This window comes from Rhodococcus sp. LB1, assembly GCF_001583455.1.
Taxonomy (GTDB): Bacteria; Actinomycetota; Actinomycetes; order Mycobacteriales; family Mycobacteriaceae; genus Rhodococcus_F; species Rhodococcus_F opacus.
This window is the reverse complement of record NZ_LTCZ01000052.1, coordinates 1-25,507: the sequence shown is the minus strand read 5'-3', so window position 1 is coordinate 25,507 and position 25,507 is coordinate 1. Positions and strand designations below refer to the sequence as shown.

Genomic DNA, 25,507 nt, shown 5'->3' with positions numbered 1-25,507 from the left:
CGAGGTGAGTGGTACCGGAACTGACGGCGAGCGCCGGGACGTCGAACGCCGCCGCGGTGAACTGCGCATCTATCTCGGTGCCGCGCCGGGCGTCGGCAAGACGTTCGCGATGCTCGGTGAGGCGCACCGCCGCCGGGAGCGGGGGTGCGACGTGGTCGCGGCCGTGGTGGAGACCCACGGCCGCGACCGCACGGCGGCGCAGCTCGGTGACCTCGAACTGATTCCGCCCAAGCTGATCGCCTACCGGGGCACGCTCGGCCGGGAACTCGACGTCGAGGCGGTACTGGCCCGCAGACCGGCGCTGGTCCTCGTCGACGAGCTCGCGCACACGAACACGCCGGGCAGCGTCCACGAGAAACGCTGGGAGGACGTGGAGATACTCCTCGCCGCGGGGATCGACGTCCTCTCGACGCTCAACGTCCAGCACCTCGAAAGCCTCAACGACGTGGTCCAGCGGATCACCGGCGTGGTGCAGCAGGAAACGGTTCCCGACGAGGTGGTGCGCGCCGCCACCCAGGTCGAATTGGTCGACATCACGCCGGAAGCATTGCGCCGCAGGCTGTCCCACGGCAACATCTACGCCGCGGACAAAGTCGACGCGGCGCTGAGCAACTACTTCCGGAAAGGGAATCTCACCGCACTCCGCGAACTCGCCCTGCTGTGGGTGGCCGACCAGGTGGATGCCGCACTCGCGAAATATCGTGCGGAGAACAAGATCACCGACACGTGGGAGGCCCGGGAACGGGTGGTGGTCGCGGTGACGGGCGGACCGGAATCGGAGACGCTGGTTCGGCGCGCCGGCCGGATCGCGTCGAGATCCAGCGCCGAACTGATCGTCGTGCACGTGGTGCGCGGCGACGGCCTCGCGGGTGTCTCGGCTCCGGAGATGGGCAAGGTGCGGGCCCTCGCCGCGAATATCGGCGCGAGTCTGCACAGCGTCGTCGGCGACGACGTCCCGGCCACGTTGCTCGACTTCGCCCGGACCGCGAACGCCACACAACTGGTGCTGGGCACGTCGAGACGTTCACGGTGGGCGCGGATCTTCGACGAGGGCATCGGCGCAAGCGTGGTGCAACAGTCCGGGTCGATCGACGTGCACATGGTGACGCACGGCGAATCCCACCGCCCGAGGCGGTTGTCGCCGGTGGGATCCCGTTCGCGCAGGGCGATCGCCTGGATCGCCGCGGTCCTCGTACCGACGGTGGCCACGCTGGTGATGAGTGCCGTCGACCGTTGGCTCGGATTGGTCGGCGAGGGAGCCCTGTTCTTCATCGTGGTGCTGCTCGTCTCGCTGCTCGGCGGTGTCGCCCCCGCGGCCTTCTCCGCGCTGATTTCGGGTCTGTTCCTCAATTACTTCTTCACGCCGCCGGTGCGGAGCTTCACCATTGCCGAACCGGACAACTTCATCACCACGGTCGTGCTGCTCGTGGTGGCCGTCGCCGTCGCGGTCCTGGTCGACGCGGCCGCCAAACGGTCACGGGAAGCCCGCCGGGCGTCGCAGGAAGCCGAGTTGCTGGCACTGTTCGCCGGATCGGTGCTGCGCGGCGCCGACCTCGACACGCTGCTCGAGAAGGTGCGCGAGACCTACGGCCAGGATTCGGTCAGCGTGCTGCACCGCGACCGCGGTCCGGTGGGGTCCGTCGGGCCGCACCCACCGGTGAGCATCGCCGACGCCGACACCGTCTGCGAGGTGGGGGAAGGGGAATACGCGCTCGCCCTGCACGGCAGCGAACTGCACGCCCGGGATCGTCGGGTGCTGCTCGCCGTCGCCAACCAGGCGGTGGGCATGATCCGCCAGACCGAGCTCGCGCAGGAGGCGGGGCGGGCGCAGGCCCTGGCCGAGGCCGACCGGTTGCGGCGGTCGCTGCTGTCCGCCGTCAGCCACGACCTCCGGACCCCGCTGGCCGCGGTCAAGGCCGCCGCGTCCAGCCTGCGCAGCGACGACGTCGACTTCTCCCCGGAGGACACCGCCGAACTGCTCGCGACCATCGAGGAATCGGCCGACGTGCTGACCTCTCTCGTCGGGAACCTGCTCGACTCTTCCCGTCTCGCGGCGGGAGTGGTGACCCCGACGCTGCGGCCGGTGTACCTCGACGAGGTGGTGCACCGGGCGCTGGTGGGTCTGGGAATCGGCGGCCGGACCGGGACCCGGGCCAGGGAAAGGGTGGAAGTCGACGTCGGAACGGTCACGGCGATGGCGGATTCGGGCCTGCTCGAGCGGGTGCTCGCCAATCTGATCGACAACGCACTCCGCTACGGTGAGGACTCCGTGATCCGGGTCGGTGCCGCGGCGGTGGGCGACCGCGCCGTCATCACCGTCGCCGACACGGGGCCGGGAATTCCGCGTGGGCGGGCAGACGAGATGTTCGCCCCGTTCCAGCGGCTGGGGGACCGCGACACGACCACGGGAGTCGGGCTCGGGCTCTCCGTCGTCCGCGGATTCGTCGACGCGATGGGCGGGACCATCAGCGCCACCGACACCCCCGGCGGTGGTCTGACGATGGTGGTGGAGCTGGCCGGGGCGGGAGGGGAGCATTCATGACGAGAGTTCTCGTCGTCGACGACGAACCGCAGATTCTCCGCGCCCTGCGGATCAATCTGAGCGTGCGCGGGTACGACGTGGTGACGGCCGCCTCCGGGGCGGCCGCCCTGCGCGCCGCGGCCGAGCGACCGCCGGACGTGATCGTGCTCGACCTCGGGCTACCCGACATGGACGGGACCGAGGTGCTGGCCGGCCTCCGCGGGTGGTGCCCCGCACCGGTCATCGTGCTGTCGGCCCGGACGGATTCCGCGGACAAGGTCGAAGCTCTCGACGCCGGCGCCGACGACTACGTCACCAAGCCGTTCGGGATGGACGAGTTCCTGGCCCGGGTGCGTGCGGCCGCCCGCCGGGCGACGACGGCCGTCGACACGAGTGAACCTGTGGTGGAGACGGATTCGTTCACGGTCGATCTGGCGGCGAAGACGGTGCGGCGGGCGGGGGCCGAGGTGCACCTGACACCGACCGAGTGGGGAATGCTCGAGATGCTCGTGCGCAACAAGGGCAAGCTGGTGGGGCAGAAGGAACTGCTGCGGGAGGTGTGGGGCCCGGCGTACGCCACCGAGACCCACTACCTGCGGGTGTATCTGGCGCAGCTGAGGCGCAAACTCGAGGACGACCCGTCCCATCCGCGTCACCTCATCACCGAGGCCGGGATGGGGTACCGGTTCCAGGTGTGAGTCGGCGAGTAGTGGGGCCGGAAGCCGCGCCGTACCGGGTATTGGTTAGCCTTGCCTTATGCGAATGAGGAGTCTCGTCTCGGTGTCACTGCTGGCCCTGGCGTTGGCCGGCTGCGGGAGCGACAGCGAGGGTGAACGCGAGGCGACGGCAGGCGCCGGCGATGCCGCGTTCCCGGCAATCGTCGCCACGAAATTCGGCGATGTGACGGTCGAGTCGAAGCCGGAGCGCGTGGTCGCCCTCGGGTGGGGTGACGCCGAAACCGCGCTGGCGCTCGGTGTCGAACCCATCGGGGCCAGCGACTGGGTCGCCTTCGGCGGCGACGGTGTCGGACCGTGGGCGGACGAGATGTACACCACTGCGCCGGCCGTCATCGGAACCCTCGAACCGTCGTACGAGCAGATCGCGGCGCTCGAACCGGACGTCATCCTCGACACGAAGAGTGCCGGCGACAAGGAACGCTACGACCACCTGTCGCAGATAGCGCCGACGATCGCGCTGCCGGAGGGTGCCGACAACTACACGACTCCGATCGAGAGTCAGGTTTCGATGGTCGCGACCGCTCTCGGCGCGCCGGAGCGGGGCGATGCGCTGCTCGCCGACATCGACCGGCGGTTCGCGGAAGCGGCCGCGGCCCATCCCGAGTTCGCAGGGAAGACGATCACCGTCGGCGCGTTCTCGGGGGCGGGATGGGGCGCCTACACGGCCGACACCGAGCGCCTCCAGTTCATGAAGAAACTCGGATTCGTCAGCAATCCGGCGGTGGACGCGCAGCCGGCGGTGAAGTTCTCCGTCCCGGTGTCGGAGGAGAATCTCGGCGTGATGGACGCCGACATGGTGGTCGTCTTCCCGATCGGCAGGCCGGCCGCCGACGTCACGAACCGGCCGCTGTTCCAAGCGATCCCGGCTGTGCGCGACGGACGGTCCCTCGTGTTCGACGATCCGGATGTCGCCAAGGCGTACTCCACGAACTCCGTGCTGTCGTTGCGGTACGCACTCGACACCGTCGTGCCGCTGCTGTCCGAGCGGCTGCGGTGACGTGACCCGGCACGCCCCTCAGTAGAGCAGCGTGCGGTAGTACTCCTGTCGGCGAGGCGTATCCGGGCTGTGGTCCAGCTCGTGCTGTTCCGCGTGCATTTCCCGCAGCGACGGGATCTCGTCGGGGTCCGGCCACGATTCCGGGTCCCACATGCGCGACCGGAGGATCGCCCGGGCGCAGTGGGTGTAGACCTCGTCGATCCGGACCACGACACCGAGGTTAGCGGGTTTGCCCTTGATCGACATCGACTGCAGCAGTTCGGGATCGACGGTCAGGGTGGCGGTTCCGTTGACCCGGACCACCTCGTCGATCCCGGGTACGACGAACAGGATGCCCACGTGCGGATTGTCGAGGATGTTGCGGTACGAATCTGCGCGCCGATTGCCCGGTCGGTCCGGGATCACCAGGGTCCGGTCGTCGAGGAACATCGTCTTCGGCGTGATGTCTCCGCGCGGCGAGCAGTCGCAGTGACCGTTCGCGTCGGCGGTGGCGAGGACGAAGAACCGCGCCTCGGAGATGAAGCGGCGGATCAGGGGCATCGTGTGATCGGTGTGCTTGGTGACGATGGAGGGATGGGGAACGCCCAGTACCTGCTCGAGTTCGTCGAGGGAGGTGATCGTGTGCTCCGGCGAGGGGGCGTGCGCTGCCACTGGGGTGTTCCGTTCGTCGAGGGTCGTTCGAGTTAGGGTACCCTTCGACAACTTCGGGCGTCGTGTGGCCTGCGGGCTCACACGATGCGATGATTCCGGCCGGCTCCGGGAGTCCTACCTTCGACCGCAGCATCACACTCGACCGGAGGAGCCACGAATGCCCGCACCGAAGACCCCGCAACCACTCGCGCACATCTTCACGGCGCCGATCCAGAAGGACGGGGCGTTCGCGACGTACGTGACCGTGCCGGACTCCGCCGAACTTCTCGGAACGCGGCGGCCGGTGAAGGTCGGCGGGACGATCGACGGCCACCCGTTCAATGCGACCCTGATGCCCTCAGGCGAGGGTCCGCACTGGCTGCCCCTGAAGATCGCGCTGTGCAAGCTCATCGGCAAGGACGCGGCCGGCGTCGAGGTGTCGGTGCATCTCGACCAGCGGCTGAGCTGACCGGGGGGCGCCGCCGTTTGAACGCAGCTGACCGGGGTATGGAACCCCCGGGAGCGCGGTGCGTTTCCGGACCGGTTCCGAGGTGTGTCGTGCCGAACAGGCAACGGTTGTCGAGGTGGCTCCCGGCAGTGGGTGTCGTGTTGCTCGTCGCCGCGTGCGGAACCGATGACGGCGACGGCGCGAGCAAGGATTTCGCGGGCACCGTCGACATCGGCGGGGACCGCCACATCTATCTGGAGTGCGCGGGCACGGGATCACCGACGGTGGTCTTCGAATCGGGTCTGCGGTTCGGCGCCGATCAGTGGACCACCACGGCCGATCCGGCCGCCACCTCGGCGTTCGACGGGGTCGCCGAGTTCACCCGAGTCTGCTCGTACGACCGGCCGGGAGTCGTGCTGGGCGACGACGCATTGAGCCGCAGCGACCCGGTTCCGCAGCCGATCACCACCACGGACGCGGTCGCCGACCTCCAGTCGCTGCTGGGCGCCACCGGCGAGGCCGGCCCCGGCCCCTACGTGCTGGCCGCCCACTCCTACGGCGGTCAGATCGCGAGACTCTTCGCCGGCACCCATCCCGACGAGGTGGCGGGCATGGTGCTGATCGACGCACAGTCGGAGGAGTTGCAGACACTCCTGCCCCCGGAGCAGTTCGAGGAGTTCCTGCGGCTCAACACCCCGCAGCAGGACAGTCTCGACGAGTACCCGGACCTCGAGCGTGTCGACTTCGTGCGCAGCTTCGACGAGATCCGCGCCGCCGCACCGATCCGGCCCCAGCCGCTCGTCGTCCTCTCCGCCGACCGGTCGGTGGCGCCGCAGATCGCGGAGGGCATTGCGAACGGAAGCCTCCCCGCCGACATCGATCCCGGCTACGGCCCGGCCCTCGACGCCGTGCAGCCGAAGGCGCAGGCGGATCTGGCGCAACTTGTCCCGGGTGCCACGCATGTCACGAACACGAACAGCGGCCACAACATCAACATCGAGCAGCCGCAACTCGTCATCGACGGGGTCCGCGACGTCGTCGACGCCGTGCGCGACGGGCGCACCGAGCCCTGACCGTCGCACCCGGCTCGGCCTGCGGAATGCGGTCGCCTCGACGTGGGAGACTGGACCGGTGAGGTTGTATCGAGACACTGCGGTGGTGCTGCGCCAGCACAAGCTGGGCGAGGCCGACCGTATCGTCACACTCCTCACCCGGCAGCACGGTCTGGTGCGCGCGGTCGCCAAGGGGGTGCGCCGCACGAAGTCCAAGTTCGGCGCCCGGCTCGAGCCGTTCGCGCACATCGACGTGCAGCTCTACCCCGGCCGCAACCTCGACATCGTCACCCAGGTCCAGACGGTCGACGCATTCGCGACCGACATCGTCGACGACTATTCCCGGTACACCACGGCGTGCGCGATCCTCGAGACCGCCGAGCGGCTCGCCGGTGAGGAGCGGGCCCCGGCGCCGCAACTGCATCGACTGACGGTCGGGGCGCTGCGGGCCGTCGCCGAGCACAACCGCTCGTGCGAGCTGATCCTCGACGCCTTCCTGTTGCGGGCCATGGGTTTTGCGGGGTGGGCTCCCGCCCTCGACGACTGCGCGCGGTGCAGCGCCCCCGGACCGCACCGGGCATTCCACGTGGCCGCCGGGGGAGCGGTGTGCGTCCATTGCCGGCCGCCGGGCGCCGCCACGCCGTCACCGGGTGTCCTCGACTTGATGGATGCGCTGATCCGCGGCGACTGGGCGAGCACGGAGGACGTTCCCGAGTCGTTGCGGGGGCAGGCCAGCGGTCTGGTCGCGGCGCATCTGCAGTGGCACCTCGAACGGCAACTCCGCACTCTCCCGCTGATCGAACGCGCACGACCGCATGCGGCGGTAGGGGTGGAGGATTCGGTCAGGCAGGATGGGGACCGTGATTCGACGACGCGAACCTCGAGCCCCGCATAGTTCCGGGGCCGAGCGCCAGATCCGGCCGCCGGACCCGCACCCCTCGGGCGCCCGCCCGCCGGGCCTGCAACCCGAACTCGTGCCCCGGCACATCGCGCTGGTGATGGACGGCAACGGCCGCTGGGCGCAGGAGCGGGGACTGCCCCGGACCGCGGGCCACGAACGCGGCGAGGCCGTGTTGATGGACGCTGTCTGCGGGTGCATCGAGATGGGCGTCGAATGGTTGTCGGCCTACGCGTTCTCCACCGAGAACTGGAAGCGCAGCCCCGAGGAGGTCCGCTTCCTGATGGGCTTCAACCGCGACGTGATCCGCCGTCGCCGCGACGAGATGCACGAGATGGGAGTGCGCGTGCGGTGGGCGGGCCGCCGGCCCAAGCTGTGGCGCAGCGTCATCAAGGAACTCGAGATCGCCGAGGAGCTCACGAAGCACAACACGGTCATGAACCTGACCATGTGCGTCAACTACGGCGGGCGCGCGGAGATCGCGGACGCGGCGAAGGAGATCGGCAGGCGGGTCGCGGCGGGGCAACTCGACCCGGAGAAGATCACCGAGGCGACCGTGGCCCGGTACCTCGACGAGCCGGACATGCCGGACGTCGACCTGTTCCTCCGGCCGTCCGGCGAGCAGCGCACGTCCAACTTCCTGATCTGGCAGTCGGCCTACGCCGAGATGGTGTACCAGGAGAAGCTGTTTCCCGATTTCGACCGCCGGGACCTGTGGGCGGCGTGTGTCGAGTACGCGTCGCGTGACCGTCGGTTCGGTGGGGTGAAATGACCGTCGACGGGGCGCCCGCGCTGCTGGCGCGGGCGGCGGACGCGCTCGAGCACTTCGCCACCGTCACCCGGGCGGAGGACGGTTCGCTGAGTTTCGAGTACGCCGGGGCGCTGTGCTCGATCAGTGCGATGACCCTCACCGAGGGCCTCGACGTGCTGTCGATGACGTGCGTGCTGGCCTGGGATCGGCCGGTCAGCGCGTCGCTGCACAAGAAGGTCGCGGAACGGAACAGCGCACTGCAGTTCGGTTCGATCGCGGTGTTCGGTCACGGCCGGCTCGCGGACGTCATCCTGCGCTACACGTTCCCCGCCGCCGGGCTCGAGGACGAGGCACTGACCACGATGCTGCTTCTCGTGCTCAGCGGCGCGGACACCGCCCGGCAGGGGCTGATCCCCTGACGCTCACTGCGTCGCGGTGCAGTCCTTGCAGAGGCCGAAGATCTCGATGGTGTGGCTGACGTCGGAGAAGCCGTGGGCGTCGGCGATCGACTGCGACCACTGCTCGACGGTCGGTCCCTCGACCTCGACGGTGTAGCCGCAGGCACGGCAGACCAGGTGATGGTGATGTCCGGACGAGCAGCGCCGGTACACGGATTCGCCGGTGTCGGTGCGCAGGACGTCGACCGTTCCGGCGTCGGCGAGCGTCTGCAGGGTGCGGTAGACGGTGGTCAGCCCGATGCCCTCACCGCGCTTGCGGAGTTCGTCGTGCAGTTCCTGCGCCGACCGGAACTCCTCGATGTCGTCGAGGAGCGCGGAGATGGCGCTGCGCTGCTTGGTCGCGCGTACTCCCACGACGACGGGCTTGCGCTGACCGGTGTTCTGGGTCAAGGCTTCTATCCTTCCTCGGCGTGCGCGACGGCGTCCACGACGATGTGGGCGAGGTGGTCGTCCACCAGGCGGTAGAGGACCTCACGTCCGGTGCGTTCGCCGCGCACGACTCCCGCGGCCTTGAGCACGCGAAGATGCTGGCTGATCAGTGGCTGGGTGACTCCGAGTGCCCCGACGAGTTCGTGCACGCACCGTTCCGATTCGCGGAGCTGGAGGACGATCGCGATCCGGACGGGGGCCGCGAGGGCGCGCAGGATGTCGCCGGCCGCCGCGAGGGTCTCCTTCGACGGCACGGGGGCGGGCGCCGCCGCCTCGAACGGATGCAGATCCCCGGGATCGACGACGCTCACCAGTGATCTCCTTCGGTGTGCCGGACAATGGACGGGACCGTGGCCGCGAGGCCGTCGGCCCGGGAGGACACCCTCACCTTATTGCAAATCGATTCCATTTTGATATGCACGAATACGCATGTCAACCGGGTGGGTGAACCGACTGCGGTCGGGCAGATAGGCTGGGCTCCGAAAAGCGCACGTGAACCATGCATCTATTACCCAGATGGAGAGCACCCGAGTGGCACCGAAGTCCAAAGTCGAAACCGTCGTCAATCTCGCCAAGCGTCGTGGCCTGGTCTACCCGTGCGGTGAGATCTACGGAGGCACGAAGTCGGCCTGGGACTACGGCCCCTTGGGCGTCGAGCTCAAGGAGAACATCAAGAAGCAGTGGTGGCGCAACATGGTCACCAGCCGCGAGGACGTCGTCGGCCTCGACTCCTCGGTCATCCTGCCGCGCGAGGTGTGGGTGGCGTCCGGTCACGTCGGCGTGTTCAACGACCCGCTGGTCGAGTGCCTCAACTGTCACAAGCGTCACCGCCAGGACCACCTGCAGGAGGCGTACGCGGAGAAGAAGGGGCTCGACAACCCGGACGACGTCCCGATGGACGTCGTGGGCTGCCCCGACTGCGGCACCGTCGGTCAGTGGACCGAGCCCCGCGACTTCAACATGATGCTCAAGACGTACCTCGGCCCGGTCGAGAGCGAAGAGGGCATGCACTACCTCCGCCCGGAGACCGCGCAGGGCATCTTCGTGAACTTCGCGAACGTGCTCACCACGTCGCGCAAGAAGCCGCCGTTCGGCATCGGCCAGATCGGCAAGAGCTTCCGCAACGAGATCACGCCCGGAAACTTCATCTTCCGCACCCGCGAGTTCGAGCAGATGGAGATGGAATTCTTCGTCAAGCCCGGCGAGGACGAAGAGTGGCACCAGTACTGGATCGACTACCGCATGGACTGGTACACCGGGCTCGGTATCAACAAGGACAACCTGCGCCTGTACGAGCACGCCCAGGACAAGCTGTCGCACTACTCCAAGCGCACCGTCGACATCGAGTACCGCTTCCACTTCCAGGGCAGCGAGTGGGGCGAGCTCGAAGGTGTGGCCAACCGCACCGACTTCGACCTGTCGACCCACTCGAAGCACTCCGGCACCGACCTCAACTACTACGACCAGGCCACCGGTGAGCGCTACACGCCGTACGTCATCGAGCCGGCAGCCGGTCTCACGCGTTCGCTGATGGCGTTCCTCGTCGACGCGTACACCGAGGACGAGGCGCCGAACGCGAAGGGCGGCGTCGACAAGCGCACCGTGCTGCGTCTGGACCGTCGTCTCGCCCCGGTGAAGGCCGCGGTGCTGCCGCTGTCGCGTAACGCGGACCTGACGCCCAAGGCCAAGGATCTCGCCGCGACGCTCCGCCAGCACTGGAACGTCGAGTTCGACGACGCCGGCGCGATCGGCCGCCGCTACCGCCGTCAGGACGAGATCGGCACACCGTTCTGCATCACCGTGGACTTCGACACGCTCGAGGACCACGCCGTGACCGTGCGTGAGCGTGACTCCATGGCTCAGGAGCGGGTCGCGCTCGACCAGGTCGAGGGCTACCTGGCGCAGCGCCTCATCGGTTCCTGATCCGCCGTCACCTGCGCGCGCCGCAGGTGACGGTCAGATAGTTCGTCAGGATTCGCCGGTTCTCCTCGGACACCGGGATGCGCGAGTATTCCGGTTCCGAGGAGCCGACGGCGATCCACAGCGGAAAGACGAAGGGCTTCTTCGCTTCCGCGAGCGCATGGGGATCGCAGCGCGCCGCATCGATCGTGATGTCGACGCTCAGCCGGTCCTCGTCCGCCCGCATGGTGGCGGGCAGCGCACCGTGCAGCGCATACAGGACGCTGCCGCCGATCTCGTCCACCCGGACGTCACCCGACGCCGTTCCCCGGCTCACGACCAGTTGGGCGGGGAGAGGCGCGGTCGGCTCGGGCGGAGCCGCCGCCGGGATCAGTGTCACCGGTACGGCGCGCGCCAGATCCTGTGCGGCGCAGTCGTCGTCGTGAACACGGGCGAGGACGTCGTAGGGGGCGGCGAGCGGCACCCGCACGGGCGAGCCGTCCCGATCGGCGACACCGATCAGGGCGTACGCCGGCTCCGGGGACGTGTCGCAGCGAACCGGGCCGTACTCGGCCTCGACATCGATCCGGTTGCCGGGGCCGAGTTCGACCTCGCGCCGGGTCGCGGGCGCCGCCTCGAAGCCGGGACTGTCCAACGCCACGGATGTCACGGCGACGGGCGCATCGCCGGTGTTCGCTATCCGCACGTGAATCCGCCCACCCGCCGCGTCGTCCTCCCGGCTGCGATAGGCCTCGGCCGACAGCGGGATCACGTCGCCCTCGGTCGGGTCCCCGCCCGCGCAGCCCGACAGGACGCCGCAGGCGGTGGCCGCGACGCAGGCGAGTGCGACGAAGACTCGGGAGGACGTCAGAATCGGCCGCCCCCACTTATCCGGCCGGAGCTGCTCGGCCCGCCGAAGGACCGCGGGCCGCTGCTGCGCCCGCCGCCGGAGCCCCGGCTTCCCCAATTACCGCCGCCGCTGAATCCGCCGCGCAGGATGCTGTCGATCAGGATGCCGCCGAGGATCGCTCCGGTGGCATTCCCGCCACCGCTTCCGGGTCCGGGGCGCTGGCGGGACTCCCAACGGCTCACGTCGTTCTGCGCCAGGCGCAGTGCGTCGGCCGCCAGGCCGGCCGCGGCCTGAGCGTGCTGAAGCGCGCGGGAGGCGTCGGTGGCGCGGAGTTGCTGCGCGCCCGCCAGGTGCCGCTGCGCCTCGGTCAGGCGGGTCCGGGCGTCCGCTCCCACCGCGCCACGTCGGGTGCCGATGAAATCCGACGCCGCCGTGACCTGCGACTGCGCGGCCACGATGTCCTGCTCGAGACGCTGCTGCGCACGCTCGGCTTGCTGCCGGGATTCCTGCGCCTCGGCGAGGACGGCGTCGAGTTCCGCGTCTGCCTTGACGATCTGGGTGAAGCTGCCGAGCGGGTCGGTGTCGGCGGCGGTGCGGGCCGCCGCCAGTGCTGCCTCGGCCGCGGCGCGGGCCGACGCGAGCCGGTCCCCACCCTGCTCGGTGAACTGGGCCGCGGCCGCAATCCCGGCCTCCACGTCGGTGATCGCGGCCGGCAGCGTGGCGATGGCGTGCCGGATGTCCTCCGCGGCGTGGTCGACGGCGTCGAGTAGCGTCCGGGCCTGTTCGAGGGCGCCCTCGGCTCCGCGGATCGCCGACACCGCAGGTCCCTGTTTTCCGGGCGGCAGGGCGATCGCGTCCCTGCCGTCGGCCACGGCCCGTTCCGCGAACGCGAGCCGCTCCTCCGCCATCGTCACGTTGTGGGCGACGGAAGCGAGTGCGGCGGCCGGGAATTCGGTCTGCAAGGTGGCGAGGGTCTGTGTGGAGTCGGGGATGCGCACGGTCAGCGCGACCATGTCCCGGGTGAGCGCGTCGAGCCGGTCGGGGGCGTTGATCAGCAGGTCCCGGAGCCCGTCGAACTCCTGGACCCGCTCGTTGAGTTCGCGGTCGGCGCGCCCGCACGAGGTGATGATGTCGATGAGCATTTCCCGCTGCTGCTGCGGGGTCTCGGGGATCGCGTCGTCGAGTCGCTGACGGACGGTGAACGCGGCCGCGAGTGTCGCCCTCGCCGTGTCGAACGCCGCCGTGAACGACGCCGTGGCCTGCTCGCCGAATTCGCCGCGGGCCAGGTCGAGTTCCTCCTGGCTCGTGCGCAGCGCGTCGTCGGTCTCGACGAGTACCTCCTTGGCGCGCTCGTCCAGGGTCGGCAGCGGGAGCGCCGTCAACGCGGCCGTGTCCTCGGGGCTGATGCTGCGCGCCGCCTCGATACCGGCCCGGGTGCGGTCGTGCTTCTTCTTCCGCGAATAGAGCACGACGCCACCCGCACCCACGACGACCACACCGCCGCCGATCAGCAGTGTGCGCACCGACATTCCTTGGCCCGGAGACATCGCGTCGCCCAGGCCGCCCGCCGCGGCGATGGCGCCTCCGGCCCAATCCTCCTCGCGCAGGGCGGGTTCCACCGCGTCCACCCGGATCGACTCGGCCTCGTCGCTGGTGATCTCCGACAGTCCGTCCGGCGCGATGAGGGCATACTCGCGGTCGACCGTCGCGACCGCGAGCAGAGCGTCGCGGTCGCCGAGCGAGGAGGCCTGCGCAGTCTGATCCGCCCACGGGCCGGCGCCGAGACCGTTGAAGTCGGGAACGTACACCACCCACAACCGCACCTTGTGCTCGTCGTACAGCTGGTCGATCGCGGCCTGGACGTCGCTCTGCTGGTCGGCGTCGAGCACGCCGACGGTGTCCGTGATCTGGCCGGGAAGACGGAACGGTGCGTCCGCCGAGGCAATCGCGGGAGAGAAGAGGATCGCCACGAGAGTCACGAGTGCGGAGACGGCGCCGAGGGCGGCGAACCGCCGAGCGCGGGGAAGTCGGGGGCGGGACGACGGCGTCTGCTCGAGGCGCGGTGCGAGTGGCATGGCAGCAAATCTATCGGGTGTGGCGAGTCGTCATCGGGACAGTTCGGCGACAGCTGGCAGAATCAGGGAGTGAATTCTGCACCGAGCCGTGAACGCCACGACCTCCCGCGCCGTCCTGCGCGCCTGGGGTTCGCCGGCACGCTGGCCCGGTGGACCCGCCGGATCATCGCCGGCGTGGTCCTCCTCGCCGCCGCGCTGGTGCTGGGCACCGCGGTCCGGGTGTGGCAGGTCGCGCGGATCGACGACACGTCGGCCGCCGACGCGATCGTCGTGCTCGGCGCCGCCCAGTACTCGGGAACACCGTCGTCGGTGTTCGAAGCCCGGCTCGAGCAGGCGTACAAGCTGTACGAGCGTGGGGTGGCCCCCGAGGTCATCACGGTCGGCGGCAAGCAGGAGGGCGACGAGTACACCGAGGCGGCGTCCGGCAAGAACTATCTGATCTCGCGCGGCGTCCCCGCCGACAGCATCACCGCGGTCGAGGAGGGGTCCGACACCCTGCTCAGCATCGAGGCGGTGAGTGAGGCGATGGGGGAGCAGGGCATCGATTCGGCGGTCCTGGTCAGCGACCCCTGGCATTCGCTGCGAACGCGGACGATGGCACGCGACGCCGGACTCGACGCCTGGACGGCGCCCACCCGCCAGGGGCCCGCCGTGTTCACCCGCGAATCTCAGTTGCACGGAATCGCCCGGGAGACAGGGGCGTTGATTTGGTACCAGCTCACCCACTTCTCGGCCGACTTCCCCTACACGGCGGGACAGTAGACATTCGATGACAGCACACACGACACCCCTCGGCGACGTGTACTCCGCGCACGACGTCGCCCGCCGGGTCCGCGAGGCACCGAAACGGGCGGGAATCCCGGGCAGCCAGATCGCGGCCGCGCAACACCGATCCGTCTTCTCCCGCGACCGCGCCCGCGTCCAGCACTCGGCCGCGCTCCGCAGACTCGCGGACAAGACCCAGGTGGTGGGCCCCCGGGACGGTGACACTCCGCGGACGCGGTTGACGCACTCGATCGAGGTGGCGCAGATCGGCCGCGGGATCGCCGACGGTCTCGGCTGCGATCCCGATCTGGTGGACCTCGCCGGCCTCGCGCACGACATCGGTCACCCGCCGTACGGTCACAACGGGGAGAAGGCCCTCGACGAGGTCGCAGAAAGCTGCGGCGGGTTCGAGGGCAACGCCCAGAATCTGCGCATCCTCACGAGCCTCGAACCGAAGGTGCTGTACCCCGACGGGAGCAGTGCCGGGCTCAACCTGACCCGCGCGTCGCTGGACGCGGCGATCAAGTACCCGTGGACCCGGCCGCGCCCCGGCGCGAAGTTCGGGGCCTACGACGACGACGCCGACGTGCTCGCGTGGATCCGCGAGGGCGCCCCCGACGGCCACCAATGCCTCGAGGCGCAGGTCATGGATTGGGCCGACGACGTCGCCTACTCCGTGCACGACGTCGAGGACGGCGTGATCGACGGCCGCATCGATCTGCGTTCACTGGCCGATCCGGTGGACCAGCGGGCCCTCGCCGAGTTCGGTGCGTCGGAGTTCCCGGGACTCGACGTCGAGGACCTGGTCGAGGCCGCGACGCGGTTGAGTCTTCTGCCCGTCGTCGTCGAGGTGGGCAGCTACGACGGCACGCTCACCAGTTCGGTCGCCCTGAAGAACCTCACCAGCGAACTGGTTGGCCGGTTCGCGACCGCCGCGATCATCGGGACCCGCGACGTCCACGGCGACAAGCCGGTCGCCCGGTACGACGCCGACCTGGTGGTCCCGCCGGTCGTCGCGGCGGAGGTGGCGCTGCTCAAGACGTTCGCGCTGAACTACGTGATGTCGGATGCCGGCCACCGGGCACGCCAGGCACGCCAGCGTGACCGCGTGCACCGCGTCGCCGAATGGCTGCTCGCGACCGCACCCGCCGGTCTCGACCCGATCCTGATTCCCGCCTGGAACGCGGCGGCCGACGATCCCGCACGCGTCCGGGTCGTCGTCGACCAGATCGCCTCCTACACCGAGAGCCGGCTCGAACGCGTCGACAAGTCCAGTCTCGGAGCCCAGGCGAGCTGGGGCTGACAAAGCCGGAAGTCGGACCCGTCCGGCCACCGCGGTGCTACGAATAGGTCTACAGACAGCTTGCACCCAATGGTCAGGGAGACCGGATGAAGTCTGCAGTGCGCAAGATCATCGGTTCGACGTCCGCAGCGCTGGCGGTGGCGGTCGGCGCCGCCCTGCCGGCCCCACCCGCGGCACAGGCCGCGCCCGTGTACCCGTTCGCGGACCCAGATCCGTTCTACGGTGCGCCCGCCGACGTCAGGGCCCGCGCCGACGGTGACGTGCTGGCGAGCCGACCGGTCGCCGCCACCGGTTTCCCCACCGCCGACGCCTGGCAGGTGAAGTACAAGTCGACCAACTCCGCCGGAGCGCCCATCGCCGCGATCACCACGGTGCTGGTACCTCGCGGCACTCCCGCGAACCGGCCGCTGGTGTCCTATCAGCCGTTCGTCAACGCGCTCGGGCTCGAGTGCGCGCCGTCGCATCAGCTGTTCAACGGCGGAATCCAGGAGGGGCCCGCCCTCAACGCCCTGCTCGCGCGGGGCTGGGCCGTCGCCGTGCCCGACCACCTCGGACCGACCAGCGCGTACGGGGCCGCGAAACTCGGCGGCCGCCTCGTCCTCGACGGCGTCCGCGCCGCGCAGCGGCTCCCGGAGGCCGGACTCGGAGGCAGTCCGGTCGGGCTGGCCGGCTACTCGGGCGGCGCCATGGCGACCAACTGGGCCGCGGCGCTCGCACCCACCTACGCCCCGGAACTGAACATCGTCGGCGCCGCCCAGGGCGGCACACCGGTCAACATCGGTGAACTGGCCGACCGTCTGGGCGGCACCCGCTCGCAGGCGTTCGGCCTGGGTTTCGCGGCCGCCATCGGGCTCGAGCGTGAATACCCGACGCGTTCACCGCTGGGGGACGGCCTCAACGGTGAGGGACTCGACCTCCGCACGCAGATGAGCAACATGTGCACCGACTCGATCCTCGGCGCCGGTGCGGGGAGGTCGCTGCCCGACCTGACCAACGGTCCCGGGATCCTCGCCGATCCGTCCGGCCGCTCGGTGATGGACGAGAACAGCGTCGAACTGTATCCGGGAGTCCCGAGGACGCCGATGTTCGTCTGGCACGGCAGTGCGGACCCCCTCGTCGCCATCGGGCCGGTGCAGAACACCGTCGCCCGGTACTGCTCACAGGGTGCGCGCGTGCAGTTCGACGTGATCCCGGGCGCCGACCACGGCACCGCCACCATGCTCGGTGCCGGCCCCGCATTCGGCTATCTCGGCGACCGATTCGCCGGGATTCCCGCCCCGTCGAACTGCTGACACCGAGGCGGAAGTTCGGACTGCGGAAGAGCGCCTAGACTGTCCTCCGTGGCTGGCAGAATCCCTGATCGTGACGTTGCGGCCATTCGCGAGCGCACACGGATCGAGGACATCGTGGGGGAGTACGTCTCCCTCAAGCGCGCGGGCGGCGACTCCATGAAGGGGCTGTGCCCGTTCCACGACGAGAAGTCGCCGTCGTTCCACGTGCGGCCCAACCACGGGCACTACCACTGCTTCGGGTGCGGCGAGGGCGGCGACGTCTACTCGTTTCTCCAGAAGATCGACCACATCAGTTTCGTCGAGGCCGTCGAGCAGCTCGCCGACCGGTTGAACTACTCCATCTCGTACGAGGGCGGCGGCACCTCGGTGCAACGCGACCGCGGCACCCGCTCCCGTCTGGTCGCGGCCAACGCGGCCGCACAGGAGTTCTACTCGGCGCGCCTGCAGGAGCCCGACGCGCAGGCGGCCCGCGACTACCTGACGGAACGGAACTTCGACGCGCAGGCCGCGCAGCAGTTCGGGTGCGGGTATGCACCCGACGGCTGGGACATCCTCACCAAGCACCTGCTGGGCAAGGGTTTCGACGTCAAGGAGCTCGAGGCCGCGGGCCTGTCGAAGGCCGGGCGCCGTGGTCACATCGACCGCTTCCACCGGCGCCTGCTCTGGCCGATCCGCAACCTGTCCGGCGACGTCATCGGGTTCGGTGCCCGCAAGTTGTTCGACGACGACACCATGCCCGGCAAGTACGTCAACACGCCGGAAACCATGCTGTACAAGAAGTCTCAGGTGCTGTTCGGGCTCGACCTCGCCAAGCGCGACATCGCCAAGGGGCATCAGGCCGTGGTGGTCGAGGGATACACCGATGTCATGGCGATGCACCTGGCCGGGGTCAAGACCGCCGTCGCCGCCTGCGGCACCGCGTTCGGTGAGGACCACCTCGCGATGCTGCGGCGACTGCTGATGGACGACAGCTACTTTCGCGGCGAGATCATCTACACGTTCGACGGCGACGCCGCCGGCCAGGCCGCGGCGATGAAGGCGTTCGAGGGTGACCAGAAGATGGCCGGGCAGACCTTCGTCGCCGTGGCACCCGAGGGCATGGACCCGTGCGAGTTGCGGCAGAAGTCCGGTGACGCCGCGGTCCGCGACCTGGTGGCGCGTCGCACACCGATGTTCGAGTTCGTGGTCAAGTCGATCCTCACCGAGCACGACCTCGAGACCGCCGAGGGCCGGGTCGAGGCGCTGCGGCGCACCGTGCCGGTGGTCGCCCAGATCAAGGAAGCGACGCTGCGTGACAGCTACGCCGTCCAGTTGTCCGGCTGGGTGGGCTGGGACGACATCGCCGCCGTCCGGCAGCGGGTGCGGGACGAGGCGCGCAAGCGGGCGTCCACCCGCGGGTCGCTGCCTGCGCCGCTGAAGAAGAAGGCCTCCCGGGACGAGGACCAGGACACACCGCAGTTGCCGGTCGGCCTCTCGCGGCCCCGGCCGAACGATCCGACGCTGTGGGCGCAGCGCGAGGCACTGAAGGGCGCGTTGCAGTACCCGGCGATCGCGGGCACCGTGTTCGACTCGCTGCCGGTGGAGACGTTCACCCATCCGACGTACGTCGTGATCCGTGAGTCGATGATCGCGTCCGGCGGCACCAGCGCAGGACTCGGTGGCGGCGAGTGGGTCGACGCGGTCAGCCGCGGAGTCGACGACGTCACCGCGGCGTCCCTCGTGTCGGAACTCGCCGTCGAGCCGTTGCCCGCCGAAGAGGACACCGTGCCGCGATACATCTCCGGCGTGATCGCACGCCTGCAGGAGGTGTGGGTGGGAGAGCAGGTGGCGGAACTGAAGTCCAAGCTGCAGCGCATCTCACCGGCGACGGCGTCGGACGAGTTCCATTCGCTGCTCGGCGACCTCGTTGCCCTGGAGCAGTACCGCCGCAGCCTGCTCGATCAGGCGATCGGCGACACCAACCGGGACGGGATGGCCGGCTGAACCGGCCGCTGCCCGGCTACTTCTTCTTGAGCTGATCCTGGGGAACCAGGATGGTCGTTTCCTCGTCGAGCGGTTTCATGGGCTCGAGCTTCGGCTGAGTGTTCAGGGAGTCGGACAGCTTCTGACGCGACATCTGCAGCACCTTCCTCGTGGCCGGGCTGGTGGCCACGGCCTTGGTGGCCCGGCTGATCTGTTCGTAGCGCGCACGTCCTGCTCGCGTACCCAGCACGTACCCCGCAGCGATACCGATCAACAACCGCATCATTCCCGCTTCCTCCCGACGCACAACGACCTGCACCCATCCTGCCTGATGCGTCGACAGGCAGGCGATTTGGTACTGGGGTGGGGCTATGCGCTACAGTTTCTCTCGCATCGCCGGGAACGGCGAAGCACAGCAGAATAATCCCCTGTAGCTCAATTGGCAGAGCTTCCGACTGTTAATCGGACGGTTGCTGGTTCGAGTCCAGCCGGGGGAGCATCGAAACCCCGCCCGGTTCATCCGGGCGGGGTTTTCTGCTGCGCCCGGCCAATTCGGATCGGTGCGCCCTCCCGGACGAGTACATTCCCGCTGTATCGGCAGCAATCGACCGCGGGGTGTGCGATGAGCGAGGACGGCGGCGAAACCGAGCGGACAGGGTCGATCGGGCGCTTCGGCACCCGCGATGCCCCGCGGTGGCTGCTGCCCTCGATTCTCTACGTTCTGCTGGCCGTCGCCGCCTACCAATTGTCGGGATGGCTGTTCGTCAACCTGCGCGGATTCCTGGAATTGCTGTTCCTCGCGTGGTTGTTCAGTATCACCCTCGAACCAGTCGTCGACTGGCTCGAGCGCCGGGGGTTGCGGCGCGGAGCCGCCACCGGGCTGGTGCTGTTCGCACTGTTCGTCTTCGCGATCGGCTTCCTGGCCCTGTTCGGGACCCTGCTCGCGCAGCAACTCGCCCAGCTCCTCAAGGCGCTGCCGGACGCGCTGTCCTCGGTGACCGACTGGTCCAATCGTGTGTTCGACACCGACTTCGCGACCGGTGAGGACCTCATCCGCCTCACGCCCGAAACCATCCGAGACCTCGCCGAACGATTCACGCCGGGAGTGCTGGGCGTGTTGTCCTCGCTGCTCGGCGTCGTATTCCAGATGCTGACGCTGCTGCTGTTCGTGTTCTACATGTCCGCGCAGGGGCCTGCGCTTCGCCGCACGATCTCGAGTTGGTTTCCGGCGCGGCAACAGCGAGTCATCTCGGTGGTCTGGGAGATCTCGGTCGAGAAGGCCGGCGGATACGTGGTGTCGCGGCTGATCCTCGCTGCGGTGAGTTCGGTCGCCACGGGCATCTTCCTCGTGGCGATCGGCGTGCCCTACTGGCTGCCGCTGGCGTTGTGGACCGGCATCGTCTCGCAGTTCGTCCCCACCCTGGGCACCTACCTCGCGATCGCGCTCCCCGCGATCATCGCGGCGGCGTCCCAGCCGATGGACGGTGTGTGGGTGATCGTGTTCGGGACCGTCTACCAGCAGATCGAGAACTACGTGCTGCACCCGCGCATCACGTCCGCGACAGTCTCGATCCACCCCGCGGTCGCGTTCGGATCGGTGATCGTGGGCGCCTCGCTGTTCGGCCCGGTCGGCGCCCTGGTGTCGGTGCCGGTGGTCGCCGCGATCGAGGCCCTCGTCGAAACGTACGGGCGACGGTACGAACTCGTCGCCGACGCACCGGCGCCGGTCACCTCAGTCGAACAACGCGAACACGCGGGCGACGAAGAAGGCCGCGACCGCGAGGACGAGTAGCCCGACCACGATGAACGCGAGGATCGGCACCGTCCGGCCCGGCATCGGCTGCGGATGCGACAACCCCGAGGTCTGGCCGGCATCCGGTGGCGTGTCACCCGGCTGAACGCCCCCTCCGTCGTCGAGCGCCGGCGCATCTTCCGGTTCCGGTCCTGGTCGTTCGACGCTCATCCTGTGCTCCCGTCTCATAGTCCTCCGCAGTGCGGATCACATCCGCGTACCCCGGGAGGCGCGTTCGCACACACGGTGACGAGGCAGCGTCCACGTCGGGACACCGATGTGGTCCGCCGACCACGAAAAGTCCTGTCAGGGCGGGTTCGTCCCGGCTACGCGCCCGCGGCGGGCGCACGGTAACATCGGCACGCCGCGATCACGCGTAGTGCGGCGATGGGGCGGTAGCTCAGTCACCGTTTTCCGCGGACCCCCGATGTCGAACGCCCGCTACGTCGTTGTTCTCCGTGCCGGAGCGGGGCAGACTGAAAGGCATTCGAGGAGGCCATCGTGGAGCTTCAGGTTGTGGCGATCGACAAGCCCGACGACATGAACGTGATCGTCGGACAGTCCCACTTCATCAAGACCGTCGAGGACGTGCACGAGGCGCTGGTGGGAGTGAGCCCCCACATCCGGTTCGGTATCGCGTTCTGCGAAGCCTCGGGGCCTCGCCTCGTGCGCTGTTCCGGCAACGACGACCGTCTCGTCGAGTTGGCCACCCGCAACGCTGTTGCTGTCGGCGCAGGACACTCGTTCTTCGTGTTCCTGGAGGACGGCTACCCGGTGAACGTCCTGAACACACTGAAGCAGGTGCCGGAGGTGTGCGGCATCTTCTGTGCCACCGCCAACCCCGTCGAAATCATCGTGGCGGAGACGGAACTCGGCCGGGGGATTGCCGGCGTGATCGACGGTCGCCCACCCGCCGGTGTCGAGACCGATGCCGACGTCGCCGACCGCAAGGCGTTGCTCCGGACGATCGGTTACAAGCTCTGAACGATCGGGTGCTCGGTGGTGTCCGGCGTCGCGGCAGCGGGCGTCGCATCCGGGGATACGTTCACCTGAGTGCGGGCACGGGTGGTATGCGAACGACGTTCGCGGGGGAACAGCTTCTCCGTCAGCCTCGAGACTGCCGCGAACAGTTGATGTGCATCCATGGGAAGTGTGCCCTCTCCGTCATAGAGGCGCGACTCGGCGGCCCTTCTGATAGCCCGATGATAACCATGTTTCGGGGGACTACCTACGCTCTGACCGCTTTTCACGGTAGATGGACAGACTGTTGTCAGGAAACATCGACTCGAGCAGTCGAGCGTTCAGTGTTGTGCGGGAGAATCCGGCAGGACCGCTGCTTCGGAACGCCGATGATCCTGCACTGGTTATCGGCCCGGACTAGGCCGGCGGATCGACGCGTTCCCAGGCAATCGGGAGTTGCTCGGCGGAATCGGTCCATCGCGAACCCGTAACCCTCGGCGATGTGACGCGTCGACGGCGAACCGCCGAATTCCGCACCGCGGCACTCGCGGGTCGGGATCTGTGGTCGCTCTACGATGACGGCCATGGCGATCACTCCCGACACGAAGAACTGGACGTGGGTCCTCGACCGGGCGTGCCCCGACTGCGGGTTCGACTCGGCGGCAACCCGGTACGAGGACATTCCGGCGCTGGTCCGGGCGAACGCGGAGGCATGGTCGCCGGTCCTCACCCGCCCCGATGTGACGGTCCGGCCGGACGAGCAGACGTGGTCGGCGCTCGAGTACGCCGCACACGTTCGCGACGTGTTCCGGATCTTCGACGTCCGGCTCCGGCTCATGCTCGATGAGACGGACCCACTGTTCCCGAACTGGGATCAGGACGAGACCGCGGTCGCCGAGCGCTACAACGAGCAGGATCCGGCCGTCGTGGACGCCGAGCTGCGTGCGGCCGGCGCGGCGGTGGCGGACGACTTCGAGGCCGTCGCGCCGGAATTCCGGGTGCGGACCGGACGGCGGAGCGACGGCGCATCCTTCTCGGTGGAGTCGCTGGCCAAGTACTTCGTCCACGATCCGATCCACCATCTCCACGACGTGTCGGGGTAACAGTTTCGGATTCCCGGACCCGATTCGGTAGAACGTGTTCCAATTCGGACCGTTTGTGTCTATCGTCACATCAGCAGATGCGCAGACATGAATGAAGGGTTGGGAGTCACATGAAGACCAAGGGTGCGATCCTGTGGGGCCTGAACGAGCCGTGGTCGGTCGAGGAGATCGAGATCGGCGATCCGGTTGCGGGCGAGGTGCAGATTCGCATGGAAGCCGCCGGAATGTGCCACTCCGACCACCACATCGTCACCGGTTCGATGCCGATGGCGTCCTTCCCGGTGATGGGCGGGCACGAAGGGTCCGGCGTCATCACCAAACTGGGGCCGGAGGTGAAGGACCTCGAAGTGGGCGACCACGTCGTGCTCTCGTTCGTGCCCGCCTGCGGACGCTGTCCGGCGTGCTCGGCGGGACACCAGAATCTCTGTGACCTCGGGATGGGACTCCTGAGCGGGCTGGCGATCAGCGACGGCACCTTCCGCATCCACGCGCGCGGCGAGAACGTCATCCCCATGTGTCTCCTCGGGACGTTCTCGCCGTACATGGTCGTGCACGAGACGTCGGTCGTGAAGATCGACAAGGACATTCCGTTCGACGTCGCCGCGCTGGTCGGCTGCGGCGTACCCACCGGGTGGGGTTCGGCCACGCGGATGGCGGAGGTGAAGCCGGGCGAATCCGTCGTCATCATGGGTGTCGGCGGCGTGGGCATGAGCGCACTGCAGGGCGCGGTGGCGTCCGGGGCGCGCCAGATCTTCGCCATCGACCCGGTGCCGTGGAAGCGGGAACAGGCGCTGAAGTTCGGGGCCACCCACGCGTTCGAGAGTGCCGCGGCCGCAATCGAGCCGATCATCGCGCTCACCAACGGGTTGATGGCGCAGAAGACGATCATCACGGTCGGGGAGATGCACGGCGAATACGTCGAGGAAGCCCTGTTGCTCACCAGCAAGTTCGGCACGTGTGTCGTCACGGCCATGGGCGCGATGACCGACATGGACGTCAAGCTGAACCTGTTCCTCTTCTCGATGCTGCAGAAGGACCTGAAGGGCACCATCTTCGGCGGCGGAAACGCCCGGGTCGAGATCCCGAACCTGCTGGCCATGTACAAGTCGGGGCAGCTGAACCTCGACGACATGATCACCCGCACCTACACCCTCGAAGGTGTCAACGACGGGTATCAGGACATGCTCGACGGCAAGAACATTCGCGGCGTCATCCGGTACACCGAAGCCGACTGGTGACGGCTCGCCGCAGCTGACCGCGGGCCGCTCTCGTAGGCTGACCGGGTGCAGAGTCTCGATCAGATTGCCCGATGGCCCGTGGACAACGCTGCGGCGGTGGTCCTGTCGCGCGACGAAGGGGTGATCGGCGAGTACGGCGACCAGCAGCGAGTCTTCCCCCTGGCCTCGGTGACCAAACTGCTCTGCGCGTACGCAGTCCTGGTGGCCACCGAGGAGGGGGCCGTCGAACTCGACCAGCCCGCAGGCCCGGAGGGCTCGACGGTGCGTCACCTGCTGGCGCACGCGTCGGGTCTGGCGTTCGACGCGAACCGTGTGCAGACGGCACCGGAGCGCAAGCGGATCTACTCGAGCGCCGGCTACGAGTTGCTCGCCGACTTCCTCACCGCCGAGACGTCGATCGATTTCGCCTCCTACGTCGCGGAATCCGTCTTCGCGCCACTGTCGATGGGCGCGTCCGCGCTCGTCGGGCCCGCCGGCCACGGAGCGCAGGCGTCGGCGGGCGATCTCGGCCTGTTCGCAGCAGAACTGTTCCGCCCGGCCCTCATTTCGCCTCAGACGTTCACGGACGCCACATCCGTGCAGTTTCCCGGACTGGACGGAATCCTGCCCGGATACGGCTCACAGCGGCCCAACGACTGGGGTCTGGGATTCGAGATCCGTTCGGACAAGAGCCCGCACTGGACGGGCACCGGGAACTCGCCGCGGACGTTCGGCCACTTCGGTCAGTCCGGCACATTCCTGTGGGTCGATCCGGCCGCCGGACTGGCGTGCGTCGCGTTGACGGACCGGGATTTCGGCGACTGGGCCAAGCCCCTGTGGACCGAGCTGAGCGACGGTATCCTCTCGGAACGCAGAAGATGATGACACACCGATTGCTCGAATCACTGGCGCAACACAGGCATCACAAGGCACACTGGTCAACCGAGCGTGCTGCACACACCGACTGAGGCCGTTGGGGAAGACGTCCCTCGTCGAAGCAGGAGGCTCGAGTGCGCGCATTGAATCAGTTCGCGGACGCGACGGCTGGTGTTGTCTACATCCACTCGTCGCCCGCCGCGTTGTGCCCCCATATCGAGTGGGCGTTGACCGCGACCCTCGACTGCCGAGCCAACCTGAAATGGACCTCGCAGCCGGCCTCCAACGGCGTTCTGCGCGCGACCACCAGCTGGGTGGGGCCTGTCGGCACCGCCTCGCGGCTGGTCAACGCGCTTCGCGCCTGGCCGATGCTGCGGTTCGAGGTCACCGAGGACGCCAGTGAGGGCGTGGACGGCGAGCGGTACAGCCACGTGCCCGGCATGGGTCTGTGGCACGGGTCCACCAGTGCGAACGGCGATGTCGTCGTGGGGG

The 25,507-nt window shown here is 68.6% G+C and carries 27 protein-coding genes and 1 tRNA gene; 20 read left to right on the top strand and 8 right to left on the bottom strand.

Going from position 1 to position 25,507, the window contains the following annotated elements:
- The first annotated feature begins 4 nt into the window (after window positions 1-4).
- From AZG88_RS09660 to AZG88_RS09650, 3 genes are read left to right on the top strand one after another with little or no spacing between them, the layout of a single operon-like run.
- A complete protein-coding gene (locus tag AZG88_RS09660; RefSeq protein ID WP_061697566.1) occupies window positions 5-2,542 on the top strand; it encodes a sensor histidine kinase in 2,538 nt (845 codons plus the stop codon).
- Window positions 2,539-3,219, top strand: a complete 681-nt coding sequence (locus tag AZG88_RS09655; protein ID WP_005247902.1) for a response regulator — start codon at window positions 2,539-2,541, stop codon at window positions 3,217-3,219. The genes AZG88_RS09660 and AZG88_RS09655 overlap by 4 nt, the downstream gene beginning before the upstream one ends.
- A gap of 58 nt (window positions 3,220-3,277) precedes the next feature.
- Window positions 3,278-4,255, top strand: coding sequence for an ABC transporter substrate-binding protein (locus AZG88_RS09650; RefSeq protein WP_082833272.1), 978 nt, complete (start codon window positions 3,278-3,280; stop codon window positions 4,253-4,255).
- Between the two features lie 18 nt (window positions 4,256-4,273).
- Here the strand turns inward: AZG88_RS09650 and AZG88_RS09645 are convergent, their stop codons facing one another.
- Complete coding sequence (locus AZG88_RS09645) at window positions 4,274-4,906, bottom strand: pyridoxamine 5'-phosphate oxidase family protein (protein ID WP_061045278.1); 633 nt, start codon at window positions 4,904-4,906, stop codon at window positions 4,274-4,276.
- A 157-nt stretch (window positions 4,907-5,063) separates the two neighbouring features.
- On the opposite strand from AZG88_RS09645, the gene AZG88_RS09640 reads away from it, so the two are divergent.
- The 5 genes from AZG88_RS09640 to AZG88_RS09620 all read left to right on the top strand — a co-directional run bounded on the left by AZG88_RS09640 (window position 5,064) and on the right by AZG88_RS09620 (window position 8,453).
- Window positions 5,064-5,354, top strand: coding sequence for a DUF1905 domain-containing protein (locus AZG88_RS09640; protein WP_061697565.1), 291 nt, complete (start codon window positions 5,064-5,066; stop codon window positions 5,352-5,354).
- Window positions 5,355-5,443: 89 nt separating this feature from the next.
- Window positions 5,444-6,406, top strand: coding sequence for an alpha/beta fold hydrolase (locus AZG88_RS09635; RefSeq protein WP_061697564.1), 963 nt, complete (start codon window positions 5,444-5,446; stop codon window positions 6,404-6,406).
- A gap of 58 nt (window positions 6,407-6,464) precedes the next feature.
- Window positions 6,465-7,280, top strand: a complete 816-nt coding sequence (recO, locus tag AZG88_RS09630; RefSeq protein ID WP_061697563.1) for a DNA repair protein RecO — start codon at window positions 6,465-6,467, stop codon at window positions 7,278-7,280.
- Entirely contained in the window at window positions 7,246-8,055 is an 810-nt protein-coding gene (locus AZG88_RS09625; RefSeq protein ID WP_037226677.1) for an isoprenyl transferase, read from the top strand. Before recO ends, AZG88_RS09625 begins: the two co-directional genes overlap by 35 nt.
- The gene (locus AZG88_RS09620; protein WP_005247889.1) at window positions 8,052-8,453 is read left to right on the top strand and encodes a hypothetical protein; all 402 of its coding nucleotides are present in this window, start codon (window positions 8,052-8,054) and stop codon (window positions 8,451-8,453) included. The genes AZG88_RS09625 and AZG88_RS09620 overlap by 4 nt, the downstream gene beginning before the upstream one ends.
- Window positions 8,454-8,456: 3 nt before the next feature.
- On the opposite strand, the gene AZG88_RS09615 is transcribed toward AZG88_RS09620, so the two are convergent.
- Complete coding sequence (locus tag AZG88_RS09615) at window positions 8,457-8,882, bottom strand: Fur family transcriptional regulator (protein ID WP_005247888.1); 426 nt, start codon at window positions 8,880-8,882, stop codon at window positions 8,457-8,459.
- A 5-nt stretch (window positions 8,883-8,887) separates the two neighbouring features.
- Window positions 8,888-9,232 carry an ArsR/SmtB family transcription factor gene (locus tag AZG88_RS09610; RefSeq protein WP_025432915.1) on the bottom strand — a complete coding sequence of 115 codons (345 nt, stop codon included), beginning with the start codon at window positions 9,230-9,232 and terminating at the stop codon, window positions 8,888-8,890.
- Window positions 9,233-9,452: 220 nt separating this feature from the next.
- On the opposite strand from AZG88_RS09610, the gene AZG88_RS09605 reads away from it, so the two are divergent.
- Window positions 9,453-10,844 (top strand): glycine--tRNA ligase, encoded by a 1,392-nt coding sequence (locus AZG88_RS09605; protein WP_005247885.1) that lies wholly within the window; start codon window positions 9,453-9,455, stop codon window positions 10,842-10,844.
- Between the two features lie 7 nt (window positions 10,845-10,851).
- Here AZG88_RS09605 and AZG88_RS09600 read toward each other — a convergent pair whose 3' ends face one another.
- Together AZG88_RS09600 and AZG88_RS09595 are read right to left on the bottom strand one after the other, a co-directional pair.
- Window positions 10,852-11,592 carry a hypothetical protein gene (locus tag AZG88_RS09600; protein WP_231913910.1) on the bottom strand — a complete coding sequence of 247 codons (741 nt, stop codon included), beginning with the start codon at window positions 11,590-11,592 and terminating at the stop codon, window positions 10,852-10,854.
- A gap of 95 nt (window positions 11,593-11,687) precedes the next feature.
- Window positions 11,688-13,745: a TPM domain-containing protein gene (locus AZG88_RS09595; protein WP_061045273.1), complete on the bottom strand. Its 2,058-nt coding sequence runs from the start codon at window positions 13,743-13,745 to the stop codon at window positions 11,688-11,690.
- 69 nt (window positions 13,746-13,814) lie between these two features.
- Between AZG88_RS09595 and AZG88_RS09590 the strand changes: the two genes are divergently transcribed.
- The 4 genes from AZG88_RS09590 to dnaG all read left to right on the top strand — a co-directional run bounded on the left by AZG88_RS09590 (window position 13,815) and on the right by dnaG (window position 19,088).
- Entirely contained in the window at window positions 13,815-14,507 is a 693-nt protein-coding gene (locus tag AZG88_RS09590) for a YdcF family protein (protein ID WP_005247872.1), read from the top strand.
- 7 nt (window positions 14,508-14,514) lie between these two features.
- Window positions 14,515-15,813, top strand: coding sequence for a deoxyguanosinetriphosphate triphosphohydrolase (locus AZG88_RS09585; protein WP_005247870.1), 1,299 nt, complete (start codon window positions 14,515-14,517; stop codon window positions 15,811-15,813).
- 86 nt (window positions 15,814-15,899) lie between these two features.
- Entirely contained in the window at window positions 15,900-17,105 is a 1,206-nt protein-coding gene (locus AZG88_RS09580) for a lipase family protein (RefSeq protein WP_061045271.1), read from the top strand.
- Window positions 17,106-17,153: 48 nt separating this feature from the next.
- Complete coding sequence (gene dnaG / locus AZG88_RS09575; RefSeq protein WP_005247864.1) at window positions 17,154-19,088, top strand: DNA primase; 1,935 nt, start codon at window positions 17,154-17,156, stop codon at window positions 19,086-19,088.
- A 16-nt stretch (window positions 19,089-19,104) separates the two neighbouring features.
- Here dnaG and AZG88_RS09570 read toward each other — a convergent pair whose 3' ends face one another.
- Window positions 19,105-19,353, bottom strand: a complete 249-nt coding sequence (locus tag AZG88_RS09570) for a hypothetical protein (protein ID WP_005247861.1) — start codon at window positions 19,351-19,353, stop codon at window positions 19,105-19,107.
- A gap of 138 nt (window positions 19,354-19,491) precedes the next feature.
- On the opposite strand from AZG88_RS09570, the gene AZG88_RS09565 reads away from it, so the two are divergent.
- Window positions 19,492-19,564 (top strand) — tRNA-Asn (locus AZG88_RS09565).
- Window positions 19,565-19,689: 125 nt separating this feature from the next.
- Window positions 19,690-20,859 (top strand): AI-2E family transporter, encoded by a 1,170-nt coding sequence (locus AZG88_RS09560; protein ID WP_061697562.1) that lies wholly within the window; start codon window positions 19,690-19,692, stop codon window positions 20,857-20,859.
- Here AZG88_RS09560 and AZG88_RS09555 read toward each other — a convergent pair.
- Entirely contained in the window at window positions 20,800-21,030 is a 231-nt protein-coding gene (locus AZG88_RS09555; RefSeq protein WP_005247857.1) for a DUF6480 family protein, read from the bottom strand. The two genes, AZG88_RS09560 and AZG88_RS09555, sit on opposite strands and share 60 nt — an antisense overlap.
- 330 nt (window positions 21,031-21,360) lie before the next feature.
- Here AZG88_RS09555 and AZG88_RS09550 point away from each other — a divergent pair, with 330 nt between their 5' ends.
- A complete protein-coding gene (locus tag AZG88_RS09550) occupies window positions 21,361-21,843 on the top strand; it encodes an adenosine-specific kinase (RefSeq protein ID WP_005247855.1) in 483 nt (160 codons plus the stop codon).
- Here the strand turns inward: AZG88_RS09550 and AZG88_RS53480 are convergent.
- Window positions 21,831-22,004, bottom strand: a complete 174-nt coding sequence (locus AZG88_RS53480; protein WP_156517459.1) for a hypothetical protein — start codon at window positions 22,002-22,004, stop codon at window positions 21,831-21,833. The two genes, AZG88_RS09550 and AZG88_RS53480, sit on opposite strands and share 13 nt — an antisense overlap.
- A gap of 399 nt (window positions 22,005-22,403) precedes the next feature.
- Between AZG88_RS53480 and AZG88_RS09545 the strand changes: the two genes are divergently transcribed.
- From AZG88_RS09545 to AZG88_RS09530, 4 genes are all read left to right on the top strand, one after another.
- Entirely contained in the window at window positions 22,404-22,922 is a 519-nt protein-coding gene (locus AZG88_RS09545) for a DinB family protein (RefSeq protein WP_061045269.1), read from the top strand.
- Between the two features lie 110 nt (window positions 22,923-23,032).
- Window positions 23,033-24,160 carry an NDMA-dependent alcohol dehydrogenase gene (locus AZG88_RS09540; RefSeq protein WP_005247847.1) on the top strand — a complete coding sequence of 376 codons (1,128 nt, stop codon included), beginning with the start codon at window positions 23,033-23,035 and terminating at the stop codon, window positions 24,158-24,160.
- 45 nt (window positions 24,161-24,205) lie between these two features.
- Window positions 24,206-25,021: a serine hydrolase domain-containing protein gene (locus AZG88_RS09535; RefSeq protein WP_061045268.1), complete on the top strand. Its 816-nt coding sequence runs from the start codon at window positions 24,206-24,208 to the stop codon at window positions 25,019-25,021.
- A 128-nt stretch (window positions 25,022-25,149) separates the two neighbouring features.
- Window positions 25,150-25,507, top strand: a 358-nt coding sequence (locus tag AZG88_RS09530) for a DUF3145 family protein (protein ID WP_061697561.1), incomplete at its 3' end; no start/stop codon positions are given.